Below are 20,042 nucleotides of genomic sequence, written 5' to 3'. Positions count from 1 at the left end.
TCCCCTTGAGCGGACGGCACGCAGGCCTCGCCTGCAGCCAGCCTTATTGCCACTGCGGCTTGGGCACGACCGCGGCACGTGCGCCCGGCAGCGAGGTCGGCGCGAGGGCGTAGAACTCGCCGTTCTGCCACTGTCCGACGCTCCAGACCTCCTGAAGCAGCCCGTCCTTCAGCTTGACCTTGCCGATGATGGTCTCGAACGTGCCGGCGCGGATTTCCGCCGCGACGGCGGTGCGATCGAGCTTGCCGACCTTTTCGATCGCCTGCTGGAGCACCTGCAAGCTCGCATAGGTGATCGAGCTCGCCCAGCGATCCGGCTCCTTGCCGGTGGCGGCCTTGTGGCGCGCGAGATACTCTTTCAGCTGCGGAGACTCGGCATTCCAACCGCCGATGCCCATCACGCCGTCGCTGTTGGCGGCAAACTTGCCCTTGTAGAGCGGGAACGCGGTGCCGACGCCGACATAGAAGACCTTCGGGTTGAACTTCAACAGTTGCGCCTGCTCGGTGAGCGCGATCGTATCCGGCGGATAGCTGAAGGCGATGAACGCATCCGGGTTTGACGCGATCGCATCCTTCAACAGAGGCTGGAGATCCTGCGTCCCCATCGGATAGGTCTTGTCATAGCCGAGCGTGAAGCCGTGCTTCTTGAAGGCCTCGCGGCCCGCAGCGGACAGCTCGATGCCGAACTGGTCGGCGATGCTGACCATCGCGATCTTCGCCCCTATCTTGCCTTCCCTCTTCAGCTTGCCGAGGAGGTCGGCAAGCCCCTCGGATATCTGCGCCGACGTCCCGAGCCAGAACGTCGCGTTCGACCAGCGCTTGGCAAGTTCCGGCGCCTTGTCGGTCACCGACGTGACCGCGAGGTGAGGGTAGCCCAGGCGGTTCAGCGTCGGGCCGACCGCGAGGTTGAGGCCCGTCCCCCAGGGCGAAAGAATGAAATCGACCTTGTCCTGGTTGGCGAGGCGCTCGATCGCCTTGACGGCTTCTTCCGAGCTACTGCGGTCGTCATATTCGACCACCTCGATCGGCAGCTTCTTGTCGCCGAGCTTGATGCCGCCGGCGGCATTGACGTCCTTCACCCACAGCTCATAGTTGGGCAGGGTGGTGATGCCGGCGCCGCCGGCATAAGGCCCGGTCTTGGAAATCGCGTAGCCGATCCGGATCTTCTCCTGCGCATCGGCCGTGGACGGAAAGGTCCAAAGCGTGCCGGCCAGAGCCGCAAGGCCAGCGCCGCGCAGCAACGTTCGACGGTTCGCTGAAAACATATCGTGTCTCCCTCCTGTTGCACTCAAGCGATTGTTGGCATCGAGTGGTTGGTCGTTTCCTCTTGGTCCCCTTCTTTCGGAGCGGCATCATTGAGCCGGCCGCCACCGGGACTTGACCTAGCAAGCATCGCAAGCTTTGCTCGCACAATGGACAAATCCGGCGAAAGGTTGGACATTTCTGGTCTTGATGGCCGAGTGCGTCGAGGCGTCGCGGGCCCGGATCCGGCACCGGCAACCGTCCCGAGTGGGGCCGTCCCTGTTGGCGCCGAGCTGATCGGAGCGCATTACGTCGCGCGGCGATGGTCGCTGACCTCGAAAGCGGCCCGTCCGTTCATTCATCTGCTCTGCCTTCCCGGCGGCGGAACCGCCGAGATCGGTCAGGCCGGCAAGATGATTCAGTCGGTCGGACCCGCGATGGTCTGGCTACCGGCGGGATCGGCCGACTATCTGGAGATGCCGGCCGGCACGACCGCGCAGCTGCTGCAATTGCGTGCCGGCACATGGCATCGCTATCTCCCGCCATCGGCGGAGGCGGCCTATCTGGCGCTCGAAGGCGCGGGCGGCATCCTGGCGTTGCAGGTCGAGGCCGATCTCGCGGCCACGATGGCCCGTTCCATCGCGGCGATCGCCGCCGAGATCGCCTCGCCCGCACGCAGTGGTGCAGCGTCGATCATGTCGGCGGAGCTGACGCTGTGCGCGCTGCGCTTTTGGCGCCTGTTCGCCGGCGACGGCAACCGCAACGAGGAGAGCAGCAGCACCGAGATCCTGAGCCGGTTCCGCAGGCTGCTCGAGGAGCGCTATCAGCAGCACCTGCGCGTCAGCGATTACGCCAGGCTGCTCGGCACGACGCCCGATCGGCTGCACGCGCTGTGCAGCCGCGAGCTGAAGCGATCGCCGAGCGAGCTGATCCAGCAGCGCCTCGTCAGGGAAGCGGCTGCGCGGCTGGAGACTGGAACCATCGCCGTCAAGCAGATCGCATTCGCGCTCGGCTTCACGGACACCGCCTATTTCAGCCGCTTCTTCCGCAAGCACACCGGCGAGGCACCGGGGGTATGGCGCCGGCGCGTTGCGGCACGTGTGAGAGCGGGGCGATCGAGGCCGACGCTGAATTTTGCCGATTGGCCGTGACGCACTTGGCTGCGCGGACAGCCGATCCCGCATGGACGCCTTGTCGCGCAGCTCATGCGCCAGTCTCGATAAATTCTAATGTCGGGCCTCTCGCACTGAAATGGTCCCTGCGTTAGGCCGAGGGCCCACCGGCGGACCTGCCGGCGATGAGTCCAATCGAAAGCGGTCCGGCACATGGGGGGCCGGGCCCACCGTGAATGAGATCTGAGCGATGAGAGCGATATTCGGCAAACTGCATCGCTGGGCAGGACTGCTGACGGCCGCCTTCCTGTTCTTCTCGGGCATCACCGGCGCGATCATCTCCTGGGATCACGAGCTCGACGACGTCCTCAACGGCCATCTGTTCGACGTCGCGACCAAGGGCCCGGCCATTCCATCGATCGAGCTTGCCAAGATGATCGAGCAGCGCGATCCCCGTGCGCGCGTCGTCTACCTCTTCATGACGCCGGAAGAGGGCCACTCGCTGTGGTTCTTCGTCATGCCGCGTATCGACCCCGCGACCGGAAAGCGTTACCCGCTCGACTACAACCAGGTCTTCCTCGATCCCAACACCGGTGCCGAGCTTGGCCGCCGCTATTGGGGCGCGGTCTGGCCGGTGACGCGGGAGAACTTCGTCTCGTTCCTCTACAAGCTCCACTACACGATGCACATCCCGGAATTCTGGGGCAGCGACCGCTGGGGCATGCGCGTGCTCGGCGTGATCGCCATCATCTGGACCATCGATTGCTTCGTCGGCTTCTATCTGACGCTGCCCTCGCGGCGGCGTGCCAAGGCGGCGCGGGCGCCTGAAGTCACGCGCCAGCTCGAGCGCGGCTTCTGGGCGCGCTGGGCGCCGGCCTGGACCATCAAGACCTCGGGCAGCGGCTATCGGATCAATTTCGACATCCACCGGGCTTTCAGCCTTTGGACCTGGGGTGTGCTGTTCATCATCGCCTTCACCGCATTTTCGCTGAACCTCTATTTCGAGGTGTTCTCGCCGCTGATGAAGATGGTGTCGAACTACACGCCGACGCCCTACGAGCAGCGGCCCTATCGCGGTCTCGACGATCCGATCGAGCCCAAGGTGACGTTCGCCGACATCGCCGCACGCGCGGCGGCCGACGGCAAGGCGCGCGGATGGACGACCCCGGTTGGCTCGATCAATTACGGCCCGGCCCATGGCGTCTATGCCGCCGCCTTCTTCCACCCCGGCGACGACCACGGCGCAGGCGGCGTCGGCCCGGCGCAGCTCTACTACGACAGCGAGGACGGCCGCCCAATCGGCGAGCGACTGCCCTGGGTCGGCACCGCCGCCGACATCTTCGTGCAGGCGCAGTTCCCGCTGCATTCGGGCCGAATCGTCGGGCTGTTCGGCCGCATCCTGATCTCGGTCATGGGACTGGTGGTGGCGGCGCTCTCTGTGACCGGCGTCGTGATCTGGTGGCGCAAGCGCCGCGCCCGCGTCCGCGTGCGCGAGACCGCCGCTATGCGCCTGAACCGGCAGCAACTCACGCCGGCGGAGTAGGGCTCCCGCACTCCGTCGACGGATGAACCTTCCCGCCCGGCGACGGCACAAAGACTGGAGACCGCTCCCAGTCTTCCGGACATCGCAATGAGATCGCTCGCCTTGCTCTGCCTGCTTCTCCTGGCTGCGCCGGTCCATGCAGCCGCGCCCGAGCAGCACTATCTCGACCTGCGCGATCGCTACATCGCAAAATTCTCGACAGCCAAGGAGAACGACGAGATCTACAAGCAGCACGATGCCGCGCTCAACGAGCTGACCGGCGTGCTGCGCGGCCTGGTGGGACCTGTGGCAATCAAGGGGCTGCCGGCCGAGGGCAAGTCGAACGTCGACACGCTGTTCAGGAACGATGTCGGCTTCGGCCATCTCGACGGGCTCGGCTTCGCTTCCGAGGGCGACAAGATGCGGGCCGTGGTGACCACGACCGGGCTGCTCAAGCACTGGCTGCGCGAGCACCGCGAGGACGGCATGCCGCAGGAGAGAGATGCCGCGTTCAAGTCGGACCGCTTCTACTATTACGCCATCCAGGACGCGGCCTTCGCCAAATATGCCGAGCTGCCGGTCACCAAGCCCGCATCCGCCACCACCGCGGTCGCCGTGCTGGGTGTGCGCGGCAATGGCGGCCTCAAGGGATCACCGCATGAAATCGACGTCATCGCCATAAAGGATGCCAAGGTCTTCTTCATCGCCACATCGGACGCCGTGAAGACGGCCGAAATCCCGGCCTGCGAAAAGGTCTGGAAGCAGATGATGGCCAGGAAGACCCCGCAGGACGCCATGGCCCGTGAAGACCAGGCGATGGACGCCTACACCAAGTGCTTTGCCAAGGAAGCGCCAAGCCAGAGCTGGTTCGCAGCCGCCGTCAAGAAGGCGCAGAGCCAGCTGGATTTGCTGCCGTTGCGCTAAATTGGAGCGCGGAAGGAGCAGACGAGGCGGCCAACTCGACCGACTTGCCGGCGGCGTCGATCAGATGCACGCTGTCGATGTCGACACGCGGCAACAACGATCGAATCCTGTCTTCCGGCATGAAGCTGAACGCCGTGGACAATGCGTCTGCGGCGGTTGCGCTGCGGGATACCGTCGTCACGCTGCGATAGCGCAGAGCGCAGCCGCCCGTTTGGGGATCGAACAGGTGGTTGAAGCATGCCTTGGAATCGAACCGGAAGCCGTAGCCACCCGAGGTGGACACGGCACGATCGACGATGGGCAGCACCTTTTTCGTGTGGTCCGCGATGTCTGGATTGGCGATGCCGATGTCCCAGGGACGTCCGTCCGGACGCGGGCCGATCGCGCGGGCCTCGCCCATGTCGACGAGGCTATGAGAGATGCCCTGCGCGCGCAGCAGGTCGACCACCTTGTCCGTGACGTAACCTTGCGCGATCCCGTTCAGGGTGACGGCCATGCCCCGAGGCATCACGATCCGGTCGCGGGATATCGACAGCCGGCCGCTGCCGATGCGCGCGAGCGCCGCTTCGATTTCGGCTGCCGCAGGACCGGCTGGATTCGCGTCAGCCTGCGCGAAGTGGCGGGCGTAGAGGTCCCAAAGCGGCTGCACCGTGACATCGAACAGACCGCCTGTCAGCCTGGAATAGTGCTGCGAGGTCGAAAGCAGATCGACCATTTCGGCGGGGGGATCGATCAGGATGCCCTTCCGGTTCAGCTCCACCAGGGTGGAATCGTCCAGGTAAAGGCTGAACAGCCGCTCGAGCCGTCGCGCCTCGGCGCATGCCAGCGATATCAGCCGTTCGGCCCGGCGGCGATCTTCGTCGTGGATCTCCAACGTCGCGACCGCGCCCAGCATCGTGCCCCGCCACGTCACCGGGGCGACCTCGGCACGAACGGGATGTCCGACGAACAGCGAGCCGAGCCCCGCCGCCGCGGCGCTGATCCGGATGAACCGTCGGCGGGTCAGCGCTTGCGTCATGGCGTCCTCCTCGATCGGTCACCCGGCGAGCCTTCGGTCGCTTCGACGGACGCAGCGTCGCCAGCGGCATTCGCCGACGACAGGACATAGTCGCGGGGCACCTCGTCGAAGCCGACGATTCTGCCGCCGTTTTCACCTGCGAACTTCTCCGCGGCCGCCCGGTCCGAGAACGGGACCGCCTCGTCCCCGCCCATGCCGCTCTTGACCCGGCTCCCGATGACGAACAACGCCTTGCGCGCCTCGACCCAGTTGTCGGCGCCGGGCTGGTCCCAGTTCGGTGCCTTGCCCATATCGGACACGTAGATCGCCTGAATGTCTTTGGGCTCGTCTGGCAGAATGGTGAAGGCGAGGGTGTCGCGTACGGACGAGAACCAGACGGGCTGAATGAGGCTCGCGGCGAAAATCTGCCCCTTGGGTCCTGGGTGCTCGAGCACGTTCATGCCGCAGTAATGGCCGATGTCCTCTGCCGTCATCCGATGCGGCAGCGGGATCTTCGCCGCCTGCTTCTCGTTACAGCCCGCGAGCGCCAGCGGCAGCAGCAGGGCGCAAGCGATGGCCAGCCGCCTCATAGCTCCCTCCGCGAGAAGGCGAGTGCGGCCAGGCCCAGCGGCAGCAGCGTCCAGCCGAGCAGGGCCGTCAGAAGGACCGGTATCGTCAGGGAGGTGTTTTGAGCAAGGCCGGCCATGCCGGCAAAGGTGCTGACATTGGCGAACCCGGTCAGGTTGATCAGCCGGTAGGCGTCGGTCGGGTTAGACAGGAGCAGGGCGTTGAGCATGGTCGCCGAGATGCTGCGTCCCTGGTCGAGCGCAAGCACGCCCAGCAATGCCATGTCGTAGATCAGCACCAGCAGCAGCCATAATCCGATGCAGATGCCGGCCGCCGTTCCGCGGTCCCGCACGAGCGCGCTGACCAGATAGCCAATCGCGACGAACGTGGCGCCAAGCAGCACCGAGGAGCCTACCATCGCCGTGAACGCCAGGAGACTATCGCCGTCAATGTCGCTACCCGTCGCCGCCAGCGCCCCGACAGCCGCGCCATAGCCGAGGCAGGTCGCAAAGCCGAGGACGGCGAGGTGGCCCAGGAACTTGCCGAGCAGCACCTGCCAGCGTGCTACCGGATAACTCAATAGCAGCAGCATCGTCCCCCGCTCCATCTCGCCGACGATGGCATCGTGGGAGATCAGGAGCGCAATGAGCGGAACGAGAAAGATCGTCAGGCTCGACAGGCTGACGATGACCACATCCAGCGTGCGAACGCCGACGTTGCCGGTCGGCGCGCTGCCGAGAAAGGTCAGCGACAGGGCGAGCCCTGCGAGCAGGAGCGTTGCGGCCAGCACCCAGCGATTGCGAATGGCCTGGTGGATCTCCTTGGCGGCGATGATCATGACGTTCATGGCGCCTGCTCCGATTGCCGAAGAAAGTGAGCGTAAAGCTCGTCGAGGGTCGGCGGGACCACGTCGACGTCCTCGACGGAATTGCCGGCGGCCGTCGCGCGATGCAGAAGCTCGATCTTGCGCTCCGGCGCGGCGTCGATCTCGACGATGTGGCCGTTCAAACGGCGGCAGGTCGCGTCCTTGGGCGCCCAGCCCGGCAACTCGCTCGGAGCGAGCCCTGCGACCCTAAGGCGGATCCTGGTGGGCAGCCGGGCAAGTCGACGCAGTTCGTCGATCGATCCGTCCGCGACCTTGATCCCGCGGTTCATGATGATGACCCGGCCGGCACGTTCCTCGAGCTCGGTCAGCGCATGCGACGACAGCAGTACGGTTGCACCAGCAGCGGCGAGGCGTACGATGATGTCGTAGAAGGTCTGCCGCAGCTCCGGATCGAGACCGGTGGTCGGCTCGTCCAGCAGCAGCACACGCGGCTCGCCGAGCAGCGCCTGCGCGAGCCCGAGGCGCTGGCGCATGCCCTTCGAATAGGTGTTGACCCTGCGGCGGCCGGCGGCGCCCAGGCCTACGGCGTCCAGCAGCTCCAGGGCCTTGGCGACCGGCTCCCGCTTCAGCCTGGCGTAGAAGGCCTGCGTCTCGCGGCCGGTCAGGGCAGGGTCGAAGGAGACGTTTTCCGGCAGGTAGCCGAGCTGCCGTCGGCCGGCAAACTCGCCGGCGGCCGGATTGTCTCCGAGAACCTCGATGGAGCCGCAGGTCGGCCGGATCAAGCCGAGCATGAGCTTCATCAGCGTGGTCTTGCCGGCGCCATTGTGGCCGATCAAGGCGACCAACTCGCCTTGGCCAAGCGTGAACGAGGCATCGCGCACGGCGTTGACCCGGCCATACGCCTTGGTGACGTTGCTGACGCGTACCGTGCCGATCATCGGGTTTCCTTCGCGCGGCGCGCTGGCGGCGACACCAGCGGATGGCTGTCGACCACGCCGCCCGGCAGCAGTGCCGGAAACTGTGCCTGCGCCCAGCGGATCACCTGGACGGCAGGGCTGTTGATCAGGACCTTTGCAGCGGGCGCCGTCCACAGCACGCGATCGATCAGGTCGTTCGGCCGGTACGCCGTGTCGGCGATTCCATCGCCGTTGAGGTCGAATGCCGGGTTGTCGCTCCAGTAGTTGCCGCGCCCCCCGATCGACCAGTCCAGATGCCGGGTGCCGACATATTTCACCTGATTGGCGTTGCTGACGAAAGCATTGCCCGTGATTTGGTTACCTTCGGAGCCGGCCGTGAAGTGCACGCCGATGGCGCAACGTTCGAACCAGTTGTTGCGGAATTTATTGTGATTGGTGTTGTAGATGAAGACGCATTTTTCCGGGCCAGTCCTGAGAGCGTTCTCCCGCCTCGCTTGCGGAAGCATGCCTCGCTCGTCGTCCGGACCATCGTCCGGTTTCTGCATCGTCGGGTTCAGCAGGCCGCCCGTGACCCGGTTGTCTTCGATCTCGGCGTAGTTCGCGTAGTTGAAGAGAAATCCATAGTCGCGATCGTGATCGGAGCTGTTGCCGCGGATCACCAGGCGGTTTGAATACATGATGGCGTAACCGACATGGTTGCCGATCGAGACGTTGCCGCTGACTTCGCTATCGTTGGTGTACATGTAGTGGACCGCGAAGCGAACCTGCTCGAAGCGGTTGTCGACGAATCGGTCCTTGCTGCTGGAGATCGAGAAGATGCCGTCGCGGCCATAGCGGAAGGTGTTGTTCGCGATGGTGACGTCGGGCGCATTCCACAGCGAGACGCCGTTGCCCGCCTCGCTGAGACGCCCGCCGCGCAGTCCCTCGATCTCGTTGCGGACGACCCGGGAGCCCCTCGCGCCATGCACATAGACGCCGAACAGGTTTCCGACCAGCCGGTTGTCCTCGATCGTTGCGCGCGCGGCTGTCTTCTGCAGGAAGATCCCGGAATTCATCGCCTGCAAATCGCGGCCGGACCCGCGAATGGTCACGCCGCGGACGGTGACGTCCGGCGCGCTGACGGTGACGACGTTGTCAGCGCCGTCGCCGTCCAGCACCGTACCTTCGGTCCCAACCAGCTGCAAAGGACGGTCGATCCGGATCGAGCCGTGATAGTCACCCGGTGCAAGTTTAACGACGTCGCCTGCGCGCGCGCCATCCAGCACCGCTTGCAGCGGCTGGCCGGGCGCAGCCGTCAGCGTCTCCGCCTCAGAGAAGCTGGACAATCCGGCGGCGACCAGCGCCGCTGGAAACATGGGTGACAAGAGACGCACGAGGTCGCTCCGATCAGACTGACTTCGGTTCGACGAGCATCCGGCCCTTCATCTCCATATGCATGGCGTGGCAGAACCAGGAGCAATAGTACCAGTAGACACCCGGCTTGTCGGCCGTGAACGTCACTGACGAGGTGGCCATCGGCCCGATCTCCATGTTGATGCCGTAGTTGACGATGCAGAAGCCGTGCGTCAGGTCTTCGACCGCATCGATATTGGTGATGAAGACGGTCACTTCGTCCCCTTGCTTGACCTGGAACTGCTCGAGGCCATAGGCCGGCGCGGTCGACGTCATATAGACCCGCACCTTGTTGCCGTCCTGGATCACCTTGGAATCCGCCTCGAGATTGATCCCGTCCGCCTTGGCCTGCTTGACGGCGTCCGCGAACATCGGATCCGCGCGGTCCCAGATCGAGATCGGGTTGATCTTGGAGCGGTGGACGATGGTCGCGTCATGCGGCTCGGCGAAGCTCGGGCCGTCATGCACCAGCTTCATCTGATCGCCCGAGATGTCGATCAGCTGATCGTTCTCAGGCTTGAGCGGTCCGACGTTCAGGAAACGGTCCTTCGAGAACTTGTTCAGCGAGATGAGCCATTTTCCATCGGCCTCCTTGGTCTGTCCCATCGAGGTATGGTTGTGGCCGGGCTGATAGTGCACGTCGAGCTTCTGGATGATGGGATTGACCTTCTCACCCTTGAAGGCCCGCTTGGCGAGGTCGATGTTCCACTTGCAGACCTGGCTATCGAGGAACAGGGTCGTGTAGGCGTTGCCCTTGCCGTCATAGGCGGTGTGCAGCGGCCCGAGGCCGAGCTCCGGCTCCGCGACGACGACGTCGCGCGGCTTGATCTTGTCGTCGAACAGTTGGTCGAACAGGCGCACATCCATCACGGTCACGGTGGGCGAGAGCTTCCCGGCTGCGACGATGTGGATGCCGTCCGGGGCCGTGTTCATGCCGTGCGGATTGTTCGAGACCGGAACATAGCGGGTGTAGGCCGACCCCTTGCGGCCGTCGATCACGGGCACGCCGTTCATTTCCTTGAAGTCGCCCTTCTTTACTGCCTCCTCGATCCGCTTGAGGTTGAAGATGACGACCCAGTCCTGCTCGCTGGCGGTCATCTCCGCCAGCGTGACGCCTTCCTCGCCGTTGTAGCAGGTCGAGAAAGCGTATTTGCCCTGATAGTCCGCGTCGACATTGTCGAGGTTGCCGCTGACAATCACCTGCCAGGCCACCTTCATCGTGTCGCCGTCGATCGCACTGAGCATCGAGCGATATTGTTTGGGATCGTCAAGCACCTTACCGTCGTTGGGCAGGGGCACCCCGTCTTCGCCGTTGGCGAACACATAACCGGTGCGCGGATATTTCTGCAGTCGCAGGCCGTGGACCGTATGCTGGTTCGGCAGTTCGATGATCTTGTCGCATTTCATGACATCGAGCCGCACCCGCGCCACGCGGCTGTTGGCCTTGTCATTCATGAAGGCATAGCGACCGTCATAGGTGCCGTCCGTGAACGAGATGTGCGGGTGATGGAGGTCGCCGTTCAGGTAGGTGCCGCCGCGGTTCTTGAGGAATTCGCGGGTGGCAGGCTGCATTCCTTCCGTCAGAACCTTGATGCTTTCATTGGTCTGGCCCCAGCCGGTCGCGCTGCAGCGGTTGAAGACGGGAACCCGCATCAACTCGCGCATCGAAGGGAGGCCGATGATCCGCATCTCGCCGGACTGGCCGCTTGAGAAAAACACGTAGTATTCGTCGAGCTCACCGGGCGCCACTTCGGTCTTCTGCACCGCCGGTCGCGCCGCCGGCACCTTTGGTGCTGCTGTCTTCGTCTGAGCATCGGCGGACGAGATGAATCCGCCGCCGTCCTTCATCGCCACTCCGGCGGCCAGGCCCACGCCCGCTGCGGCCGCCGTCGTTCCCAGCACAGCTCGTCGGCTGACGCCCTTGGTTTCGTTCTCGCTCATGATTGCCTCCTCGGCTTCCGGTTTCAGTTTGGGGGTAAAGAGATGGGGGCTGATGCGCCGACAGGTTTGCCGCCGGCGGTGATGACGGTCGCCGGACCCTTGCCGCCTGAGCGCATCGAGGGCGAGGACATGGCCGCGAACTTCTCGCGCTTGAGCCGCACCTGAATCATGTGCGGACAGCGGTGATCGTCGTAATAGAGTTCCTGGCAGTGCATGCAGTAGATGCACTCATTGACGTTGATGTGCCCCTCGGGATGGATCGACTGAACCGGACATTCCTTGGCGCAGCGTTGGCAGGGTGATCCGCATTCTTCCCAGCGGCGGAGCCATTCGAACGTCCGCATGCGGCCGGGAATCGCGAGCGCCGCGCCGAGCGGACAGAGGTAGCGGCAGAAGAAGCGCTCGATGAAGAGGCCGATGACGAGCAGGGCGACTGCATAGGCCACGAACGGCCAGCCCCGCGAAAACTTCAGGATGATTGCCGTCTTGAACGGTTCGACCTCGGCAAATCGCTCGGCCATGTCGACGGAATAGAGCGACAGGCCGAACAGTCCGAGGAAGATGATGTACTTGATCGGCCACAACCGTTCATGCAGTCCCCACGGCACCGTTATCTGCGGCACCTTCAGCCATTTCGCGGCCGTGTTGGTGAGCTCCTGCAGCGCGCCGAAGGGACACAGCCAGCCGCAGAACGGGCCTCGGCCCCAGAACAGAAGCCCACCGGCCGTCGCGGCCCACAGGATGAAGATCAGCGGAGCGGCGAGGAAATATTCCCAACGGAAGCCGGTCACCAGCGCATTGGAAAAGGTGACGACATTGACGACGGAGAGCTGGGCGTTTGCGTACCAGCCGAGCCAGACCAGAACGAAGGCGAGATAGCCTCGCCGAACCCAGGTGTACAACGCCGGGCGGCGCACAAGCAGATTCTGGAAGAAGAAAATGCCGGTGAGAGCGGCCAGCATGAACGCCGTGATGCCGATCGAGACCGTGCTCGATCGCCAGATTCGCACCCAGAGCGGCTCATCCGCCTCCGGGGACGGGGCGGCGGCGGCAGAAGCAGCCTGCGAGGCAGGAGGCGCCGCATTCTCCGGCACCGTCACCGCACGCTGCTCGCGGCGTAGATAACCGTCGGGCAGGGCGTAGGCGACATCAAAGTTCAGGAACGCCTTGTCGCGGCCGCCGAGGCTGCGTTGCACCAGCAGTTGAAGCTGCCACGGCTGCGTCGGATCCAGGGTGAACTCGGGAGGGGTGACGAACAGGCCGATTTCCCTGAACTCGGGCGCGCCGACCGCGTCCAGTGCTCCGAGGCGGGTATGGTTGCGATCGCGGAAGCGGGTGCTGTTGCCTTCCTGCAGGATCTCGATGCGATCGAAGATGCCGCCGCGCACGTAGGCCGAACCCTTGAAAGAGTAGGGACCGTTGCCGGCGACGACAATCGCCTGCTGCCCGGGCTTCAGGCTGTCCTTCAGCCGTCGATAGCCATCGTCGCCGAGCAGGCTGCGGCCGATCGTGGGCGCAGTTACGAGCGCCACATAGAGGTCGATGAAGGTGTCGCTGGCGTCACCTGGTTCGGGGTACTGGGCCGCCGCCGCGCTGCCGGACTTTGCAAAGGCTTCGTTGACATCGCCAATGCCGAGATGAAGCCGGCGGATCGAGCCGTCGCCGATGAGGCTCTCCCAGTCACGGACTTCGCTGTGTTGGAGATCGAGCGTCTTGATGACCGGGGGCAGGGCTGCCGAAGCCGCGGCCCCGTCGCCGCCACCGACCCGGCCGCTCCGGATGAGCTTGGACGCCGCACGTACGATACTGTCACCCATCACCAGCACGGTAACGGTCGCGCCGCTCACGATGTCGACCTGCGGCGGCCTCTCGGCGCCACTTGCGACCGGCTTCATGTCCTTGCCGATCAGGGAGTTCATGGCGGCAACGATTCGGGCTTCCGGAATGCCGACCAGCACGATCGGTTCCTTGTGATCGACGAGTCTGACTCCAGTGATGACGCCTTTCGGGTCGATCCCAGCCAGCAGGTGAATCGGTTTGCCCGAGTAGCCGACGGAATTCGCGAGATCGGAGTTGAGGAAGACAAATCCCTGGAGCTGATCGCCACGGTAGACCGGCACGATAGGCGGATCGCCTTGAGACGGGCCAAAACGATCCGCACCCGGGAAGAAGTCGGCGGGCGCGACCTTCGGCAGGTATGTCTGCAGATCACCGGCAGCGCGTGCGGGCGCAATGTACGTCAGGCACATCAGCAGCAAGCCTGCCAGCGCTCGCGCTGCACGCCTTGCAAAGACGACGTCGTCGTTCGGCCGCTTCGACATGTCGATTCAAATGCGATCTGCGCGACCAAGGCGGCCGCGCGTGCCTCGAGAATCTTCTTCGATGATTTGTCGCCGCTGACGTGCCAAGCTCATCGCGAGCAACCGCATCTGTCAACCCTGCGGAAATATTTGTATTCGCGCGGAACCGGATCAGAAGTCTGCATTTGGAGCCATCGCCATGCCGTTTCTACGCACTTCATTGCTGAGCGCTGAGCCTCGCGGTGTACTGAAGTCTCTCGATGAGCTCTTTGCGCTGGCGCACGCAATGGAGCAGGAGGCAGCCAATAGGTATGATGCTCTTGCCGAAGATATGCGCAGGCAGGGCAAGGACGATCTTGCTGACGTGTTCGCGCGACTCGCTGCCGCCGAGCGCGAGCACGTCGACAGCGTCACACAGTGGTCGCAAATGCGGCGCGGCAAGAGCCCGGATCCCGCTCTGGTGCGCTGGGAAGCGCCGGAAGCCCTCGATCCGGAAGTTGCCGCCGAGGTGAAAACATCCCGTTTGATGACGCCGTACCGCGCGCTCGCCATGGCGGTCCGCAACGAGGAACGCGCCTTCGCCTTCTGGTCCTATCTGGCAGCATACTCGCTCGATCCAGAGGTCAAGAAGGCGTCCGAGGCAATGGCCAAGGAGGAACTCGGCCATGTCGCCACGCTGCGAAAGGAGAGGCGCCGCGCGTATCATCGTCAACACGAACAGGATAGCGCCGAGGCATCCGCCGCTCCTCAGCCGCCGATCGATGCGCGAAGGCTCGAGCTTCGCCTGGTTGCGCAACTTGGTGAGCTCGAACAACGCTTGAGCGGCCCAGCCGCCGTCCGGGCACGAGACATTCGCCAGCAGGCAAGCAAGATGGCGGGCGCCACCGCCGGCTTCGGCACCTTTCCGGCCTCCATGGAACGAGAGGACCCGCTGGAGATCGCGGAAGCTCTCGTCGATGTCTACCTCGACGGCGCCGAGCGTGCGAGCGATGCGGTAAGCGTCGAAAGCCTGCAGCAACTTGCTGAGCAAGCGATCTCGAGGTTGGCCTGGCTGCGTTCGCTCTTGGCGGACTAGCCCTCGCCGATGCAGTGCCGAGTCGCACAGCAAACCCCGCCACGTCGGAGGCTGCAGTCCTGCGTTGCAGGAGGCGGTACGAATTCACTGTGCGCGAGATCTGGCCAACAGTGTGCTCCTAATGGAAGTCTGGAGTCCACTCGCTCGAAAAAATCAATGTTTTCAATGCAATCGATGAAATCTGAAACGAGTCGGATTCAGCGGCTCAACGATGTGCGCCGACGCAGGCTTCCATGCCGATCAGGCAAGGCGGCATATTGGCGAGCCGCGCCTCCATCTGGCCACGCGACCACTTTTGCCCCGGGCGCCCCGGAATGACATCGAGAGAATCATCCGTCAGCATCGGAACAATAGCTTGATGCTGCGCATCGCCCCGACATGACTGTTGAGGGCGCCCGTACCTCGCCTTTGAACTTCCCCGACCGCTCGCGTCACTACTAGTCATAGCCGTGGTGGGAACTGAGGCTCCCTCCAGTGCTCGGCTTTGCGCAGGACACGCCAGCAACGGGAGAAATGGCCATGGGACGCGCGCCGCAGCCACTGCCGCAATACACGCCGCCGGGCCCGGTGGAACAGATGCCGAATATGGCGACGCAACCGCAGTGCTCGCCGCTTGCCAAGGTTCACAGCGCCGCCATCTTTCCCTACTTGGCCAATGAAGTCGCGACGTCCCGTACCGAGGTCGGCCATCTCGGTGTGGACGTCAGTCTGGTTCCGCCGACCGGCATCTGCCAATATCTCATCATCTGGGATTTCGGCGTCGACTGGCGGCATCTCAAGAACATTGCCAAGCGCGATCCGCTGTTGGCAGCGCAGCTCATCCGATTCGAGACCGACAAGTCGTTGCAGTTTCAGATCGTCGGATACAGCGACAGCGCCGGCGGCGAACGCAACAACATCTTCCTGCGCAAGGGGCGGGCCAGGAACGTCTTTCACCTGTTCGGCCCAAGCGCCCGCTCGCGCGTCTTCTCCGTCAAGCCCGCTTCACACTACGAGTATCTGAAGGACAACACGACCGTGATGAACAGGGCCGCCAATCGCGCCGTGGTCGTCGAAATCTTCGCCGGCGGCGGGACGATCTAGCCACTTCCCACAGGACGGAGGCTCTCATTTCCGCGCGCGAATCTCCCGTTGACGGACCGAACGAGGACAGGAGAACTAGAAATGGCCGCCTTTCAAGAGGTTTTCCGCCGCTCCGGCATCGATGAGCGGCGTAGCCCGCCGGGCATGGTGGTGCCGTTCGGGGGCTCCAACATCGTGGCGCTGATCGACCCTGGCAGAAAGCTCAAAGTCGATCCTAACCCCCATGCCCTCGGGATCAAGGAGATCGATAGCGCCGATACCCTTAGACGCGTAATTCAAGCCAGAGACACCTTCTCCGAACCCGATATCGATCCGCAGCTCAGGGCGGCGTCACTTCCTGCCACCTTCAACGGCGATGCACGGTTCTTCGAAATCAATGGCCGGATTAAGCCGATTGGCTTTCCCGGCCTGGAGGTGGTGGCTCGGTCGGCTGGCCGGAAGATCGAAGCCAGGCTCCATGTGGCCGTGCTGCCAGAAATCAAGATTAAGGTGGCCTTCCGCAACGTCATGGTTCCGGGGATCGGCAGCGCTCCGGCGTTTCACGCCAAGAAGCCCTGCAACGAGCAAGATGAATTGATGACGATGAACAGTATATGGAGGCCGCAGGCCAACATCCGTTTCGAGCGGGTGCCAAGCGACTGGCTGGTCATCGACGACTCGCAGGCTGCCGTCAAACAGGAGCTCGCCAATGCCACTGGCATGAAGGATGCGAGCCTAGCGGCCTTTCCTGATGTGATCGAGGTCGAGAAACTGAAGAGCTTCTTCGTCAAATACAAAGTTCAGGGCGCCCATCTGACCATTTTCTGCGTCGACAAGCTTTTGTCCAACGGCTCCTATCCCAATGGATCGTTTGCTCGATCGTTAGACCTTGCCTTCATCAGCTCACAACGCGGGCCTAACACGTCTGCCCATGAAGCTGGGCATTTTCTCGGCTACTACTCGAAGAGCGCGAGCAAACCTTGGGACAGCCAAGGCCACACGTTGGAGACCGATCCGAGAACCGGAAAAGAAAACAGGGCGGAAGACATCAAGATGCTGATGCGAGGGGGAGGCGCCGGGTGGAAAATTCCGTTCAATCTCGTCAAGGAGTTCCGCGACTTCCCCGGCTAACACTCCGAAGATCACATGGAAGCTGGCACTCCAAGCGTTGAATTTCGCCTTTAGGTCAGACTGCAAAGAGCTCAACCTGGGCAAACTGTCGCCCGCCATAGCTCGATGACGGACGCTCGCTAGCCGAGGCGTCGGTTCGTCGAAGAGGCCAAAAGGCGACATGCTGCGGTTTGCTCGGCAGGGTTCCTCTCGCGACACAGGCGATACCGAATGGCTTCGCTGCGACATCGCGATGAAGCCAACGCCGCGTACGCTCATTCCGCTCAAAACCACGGAGTGTCTTATGGCTTCGCCTTCACCAACGTCGACGGCGTCGATGGCACCTTCAAGTAGCCGACGCGAAATCTGAGGGCGACGATGAACCGCCAAAACGTCCAGAGCGACCGATCAATACGCGTATCTTTCAATCTGAGTTCTACCCGTTTCGCAGTCGGTCTCTCCGTTGGGAGATAAACAACATGGCATCACCCGGGAAAATCCAGGAGTACGGATCGCAGGCATCGGATACGATTGCGGCGAAGTTATTCAACTTTGACGTCGGCAAGTTCGCCATAAAGCCGGAACATTCCAATTGGCTGAATAGTGTCGTCGCTCCGAAATTGAGGGACGGAGGAAGCCTTACAATCATAGGACTTGCAAGTCGTACCGGCAGCGACGATTTCAACATGCTACTGTCGCACAATAGGCTGCGGGCCGTAGTTGATTTGCTTCGCAAGCAAGTGCCCAACAATTTCAAAGTTGCGTTCGAGGTGGCGAAAGGGGAACGCGCGGCCATGTATGCAGGTGAAATGGATGGGGTGGAAAACGAGACCTGGCGTGGTGTCATCATCTCAGTTTGGAATAAACCAAACCCACCGCCGCCACCGCCCCCACCGCCGCCTCAAACGAGACCTCAATACTATCCGGCGGAACGCAAATTCTTCAAGCGTTGGCTTGGCTTCGGCGTTAAGTCAGGCGGGCAGTTGTTAATCGGCGGCGTCGAGAGCACGACCGCGTACGTCGTGAACCTGGGAGATTTGGAGACCTTTGATCTCCAGATTGTTAGCAGTCGGTGGGGACTGGGTCTTGGAGGCAGCGGAGGGGCCGTTGCTGTCATCGGCTTTGGGTTCAGGGTTCCATATGAGTTGGACCATGAATCCTTGAATGACTGGGGCGTCAACGTCGCATTTACCGAAAAGCTGATCTCGAAATCGGCACTACAATCCATCCATCACAGCAAGTACTTCATCGATGGCTTGAAGAACGGTAAATACGTGGCGCCCACGCTAAATGCGCGAAACGCCTTTACGGCTGTTGGAATACTTCAGAACGTGAGAAATGCACTTCACACGCTGTACGGAGGACTCGAGGCAGCCAAGGGCTCGGGCGTCATTGTGCTTGACTTGCCGCTTTTGGGTGTAGGACTTGAATTGTCCGCTTTCGTGACGCGAGGAAAGATGTACGTCTCGAATCCTTCCCATTGGACTGGACCGAGTTGAAGGCTCGGGCAGCATGCGATGCTGTTTGATGCCGCAGTTTGGTCAGAGGCGGGCAAGGTACGATAGAAAGGGAAGTCGTCGCGATCGCTGCCGTGCCCTTTGAACCTCATTGGCCCCGATGAGACCCATCGGAAAGCGCGGAGATCATCGGACGGAGCGGATCATGGTGATCAACCTGAAACCCATCAACGTGATCGGCTTCTCCATCGCGGAATCCGTTGGCCTGAAGGGTTCGAACCAGCCGGACGATATCTTCGTGATCAAGACGCTGTTGAACGGCATCGCGCCCCAGGACGGCGGGGCCGATGGAACGCTCGATATCAACGATCTGACCAACACGCCGGAAGCCATGGAGTCGGTGATCGACGCGATTCTCGTGTTTCAGAATGCCCAAACCGGTCTGCTGCACGACGGTCGCGTCGACCCTGAAAAGAATACGATCAAGCGCATGCGTCTGATGTTCAACCGTCGCAAGGGCGGCGGGCTCGACGTGAACGTGACGATTACGCCGGACGGTCCGATATTCGGGCCATGCGATGCGCGCGGCTTCAGTGCCGCAAGGCTCAGGCTGGTCGGCGGCGAATGGTCGGCATTCGACGGCCTTGCGCCGGTTCGCCAGATGGTTCCAATCGGCAAGACGCGGAAGCTGAAGTTGAAAGGGACAAACGGCGCCGCGGTGGGATTTGCCCTCGAGAGCCCTAAGGTGGAGATCCTCGAACGAACGAGCGACACCGTCACGGTAATCGGACGTTTGGAGGGTGATGCCGACTTGAGCGTCATCGTCGAAGGCCAGAGGGGTCCGATCCCGGTTCGCCTCCAGGTGCGCAAGGCGTCATCGATTCCGATCGACGTGGTTCATCTCGGTCGGGCGACGCTCGCCAACGGCCTCATGATCGCTACACAGCGCGCCGTTGCCAGCGTCGTCAGTCGGATCTACGACAATCAGGCAAACCTGACGTTCACATCTGGCACAAGCCGAATCGTCGATGCCGTGACCACCGAAGGCCGGGCAGTGCCGATCGATCCGAACAAGAAACTCAGCATCCGCTCCGGCTTCGGCCCACTGAGCACGGCACAGGAGTTTCGATTTGACGATCTTAAGTCGCTCGTCACTAATCGTGCGGCGATCACCATGTTCATTTCAACACAGATCATCGATGACGAAGACTCGAACGTTGCCGGGCGCGGCGATCCCGGCAATCGGATGCTATGGTTCAATCCCGCAACGCCGGGAAGCGTGAACACCAATATTGTGCCCGCGCATGAGATCGGGCATGCCCTGGGTCTGGGCCACATCACGACAAAGAACAACACAGGATTCCTGATGAACCCGACCGTACAGTTGAACAACATAATTATCCCATGCGAGACACTGGTCCAGCTCCCGTCGTGACGACCCACGCCTAGCTTTGATGCAGTAATCGGTCTGAGCTGCGCCGACGGCCGCAAACCGGTTCGAAAACATCGCCGAACGGGGCGCTACTATTAGGGACGGGGAGAGCACTTGAATGCTCGCCGTCCACGGCGGTGATCTGGCGCCGTCGTCTTGAGTTGGAT

The 20,042-nt window shown here is 62.7% G+C and carries 17 protein-coding genes; 9 read left to right on the top strand and 8 right to left on the bottom strand.

Going from position 1 to position 20,042, the window contains the following annotated elements:
• Positions 1–43: 43 nt before the first annotated feature.
• Complete coding sequence (locus ACM42_RS13470) at positions 44–1,264, bottom strand: amino acid ABC transporter substrate-binding protein (RefSeq protein ID WP_271528377.1); 1,221 nt, start codon at positions 1,262–1,264, stop codon at positions 44–46.
• Positions 1,265–1,459: 195 nt separating this feature from the next.
• Between ACM42_RS13470 and ACM42_RS13465 the strand changes: the two genes are divergently transcribed.
• From ACM42_RS13465 to ACM42_RS13455, 3 genes are all read left to right on the top strand, one after another.
• Positions 1,460–2,392 carry a helix-turn-helix domain-containing protein gene (locus tag ACM42_RS13465; protein WP_271528376.1) on the top strand — a complete coding sequence of 311 codons (933 nt, stop codon included), beginning with the start codon at positions 1,460–1,462 and terminating at the stop codon, positions 2,390–2,392.
• A gap of 211 nt (positions 2,393–2,603) precedes the next feature.
• Positions 2,604–3,896: a siderophore utilization protein FsrB gene (fsrB, locus tag ACM42_RS13460; RefSeq protein ID WP_271528375.1), complete on the top strand. Its 1,293-nt coding sequence runs from the start codon at positions 2,604–2,606 to the stop codon at positions 3,894–3,896.
• 87 nt (positions 3,897–3,983) lie between these two features.
• Positions 3,984–4,799 (top strand): hypothetical protein, encoded by an 816-nt coding sequence (locus ACM42_RS13455; RefSeq protein ID WP_271528374.1) that lies wholly within the window; start codon positions 3,984–3,986, stop codon positions 4,797–4,799.
• Here the strand turns inward: ACM42_RS13455 and ACM42_RS13450 are convergent.
• The 7 genes from ACM42_RS13450 to ACM42_RS13420 are packed head-to-tail and all read right to left on the bottom strand — an operon-like array spanning position 4,756 to position 13,688.
• Complete coding sequence (locus ACM42_RS13450; RefSeq protein WP_271528373.1) at positions 4,756–5,817, bottom strand: FAD:protein FMN transferase; 1,062 nt, start codon at positions 5,815–5,817, stop codon at positions 4,756–4,758. The two genes, ACM42_RS13455 and ACM42_RS13450, sit on opposite strands and share 44 nt — an antisense overlap.
• Positions 5,814–6,386 carry a nitrous oxide reductase accessory protein NosL gene (locus ACM42_RS13445; RefSeq protein WP_271528372.1) on the bottom strand — a complete coding sequence of 191 codons (573 nt, stop codon included), beginning with the start codon at positions 6,384–6,386 and terminating at the stop codon, positions 5,814–5,816. The genes ACM42_RS13450 and ACM42_RS13445 overlap by 4 nt, the downstream gene beginning before the upstream one ends.
• Complete coding sequence (locus ACM42_RS13440; RefSeq protein WP_271528371.1) at positions 6,383–7,210, bottom strand: ABC transporter permease; 828 nt, start codon at positions 7,208–7,210, stop codon at positions 6,383–6,385. Before ACM42_RS13440 ends, ACM42_RS13445 begins: the two co-directional genes overlap by 4 nt.
• Positions 7,207–8,127, bottom strand: a complete 921-nt coding sequence (locus ACM42_RS13435) for an ABC transporter ATP-binding protein (RefSeq protein ID WP_271528370.1) — start codon at positions 8,125–8,127, stop codon at positions 7,207–7,209. The genes ACM42_RS13440 and ACM42_RS13435 overlap by 4 nt, the downstream gene beginning before the upstream one ends.
• Positions 8,124–9,479 carry a nitrous oxide reductase family maturation protein NosD gene (locus ACM42_RS13430; protein WP_271528369.1) on the bottom strand — a complete coding sequence of 452 codons (1,356 nt, stop codon included), beginning with the start codon at positions 9,477–9,479 and terminating at the stop codon, positions 8,124–8,126. The genes ACM42_RS13435 and ACM42_RS13430 overlap by 4 nt, the downstream gene beginning before the upstream one ends.
• Positions 9,480–9,492: 13 nt before the next feature.
• Positions 9,493–11,439 carry a TAT-dependent nitrous-oxide reductase gene (gene nosZ / locus ACM42_RS13425; protein WP_271528368.1) on the bottom strand — a complete coding sequence of 649 codons (1,947 nt, stop codon included), beginning with the start codon at positions 11,437–11,439 and terminating at the stop codon, positions 9,493–9,495.
• Positions 11,440–11,462: 23 nt separating this feature from the next.
• Positions 11,463–13,688: a NosR/NirI family protein gene (locus ACM42_RS13420; protein WP_271528474.1), complete on the bottom strand. Its 2,226-nt coding sequence runs from the start codon at positions 13,686–13,688 to the stop codon at positions 11,463–11,465.
• 250 nt (positions 13,689–13,938) lie between these two features.
• Between ACM42_RS13420 and ACM42_RS13415 the strand changes: the two genes are divergently transcribed.
• From ACM42_RS13415 to ACM42_RS13390, 6 genes are all read left to right on the top strand, one after another.
• Positions 13,939–14,814 carry a ferritin family protein gene (locus tag ACM42_RS13415; RefSeq protein ID WP_271528367.1) on the top strand — a complete coding sequence of 292 codons (876 nt, stop codon included), beginning with the start codon at positions 13,939–13,941 and terminating at the stop codon, positions 14,812–14,814.
• Between the two features lie 519 nt (positions 14,815–15,333).
• Positions 15,334–15,897, top strand: coding sequence for a hypothetical protein (locus tag ACM42_RS13410; RefSeq protein WP_271528366.1), 564 nt, complete (start codon positions 15,334–15,336; stop codon positions 15,895–15,897).
• A gap of 81 nt (positions 15,898–15,978) precedes the next feature.
• Positions 15,979–17,007, top strand: coding sequence for a hypothetical protein (locus tag ACM42_RS13405; protein ID WP_271528364.1), 1,029 nt, complete (start codon positions 15,979–15,981; stop codon positions 17,005–17,007).
• A gap of 210 nt (positions 17,008–17,217) precedes the next feature.
• On the top strand, positions 17,218–17,340 hold the full coding sequence (locus tag ACM42_RS13400; protein ID WP_271528363.1) for a hypothetical protein: 123 nt from the start codon (positions 17,218–17,220) through the stop codon (positions 17,338–17,340).
• 125 nt (positions 17,341–17,465) lie between these two features.
• Positions 17,466–18,485: a hypothetical protein gene (locus ACM42_RS13395; RefSeq protein ID WP_271528362.1), complete on the top strand. Its 1,020-nt coding sequence runs from the start codon at positions 17,466–17,468 to the stop codon at positions 18,483–18,485.
• Positions 18,486–18,648: 163 nt separating this feature from the next.
• Positions 18,649–19,878 carry a matrixin family metalloprotease gene (locus tag ACM42_RS13390; RefSeq protein WP_271528361.1) on the top strand — a complete coding sequence of 410 codons (1,230 nt, stop codon included), beginning with the start codon at positions 18,649–18,651 and terminating at the stop codon, positions 19,876–19,878.
• Positions 19,879–20,042 lie beyond the last annotated feature (164 nt).

Source organism: Bradyrhizobium sp. CCBAU 25338, from assembly GCF_028128965.1.
Taxonomy (GTDB): Bacteria; Pseudomonadota; Alphaproteobacteria; order Rhizobiales; family Xanthobacteraceae; genus Bradyrhizobium; species Bradyrhizobium liaoningense.
This window is presented reverse-complemented; position numbering and strand designations above follow the sequence as displayed.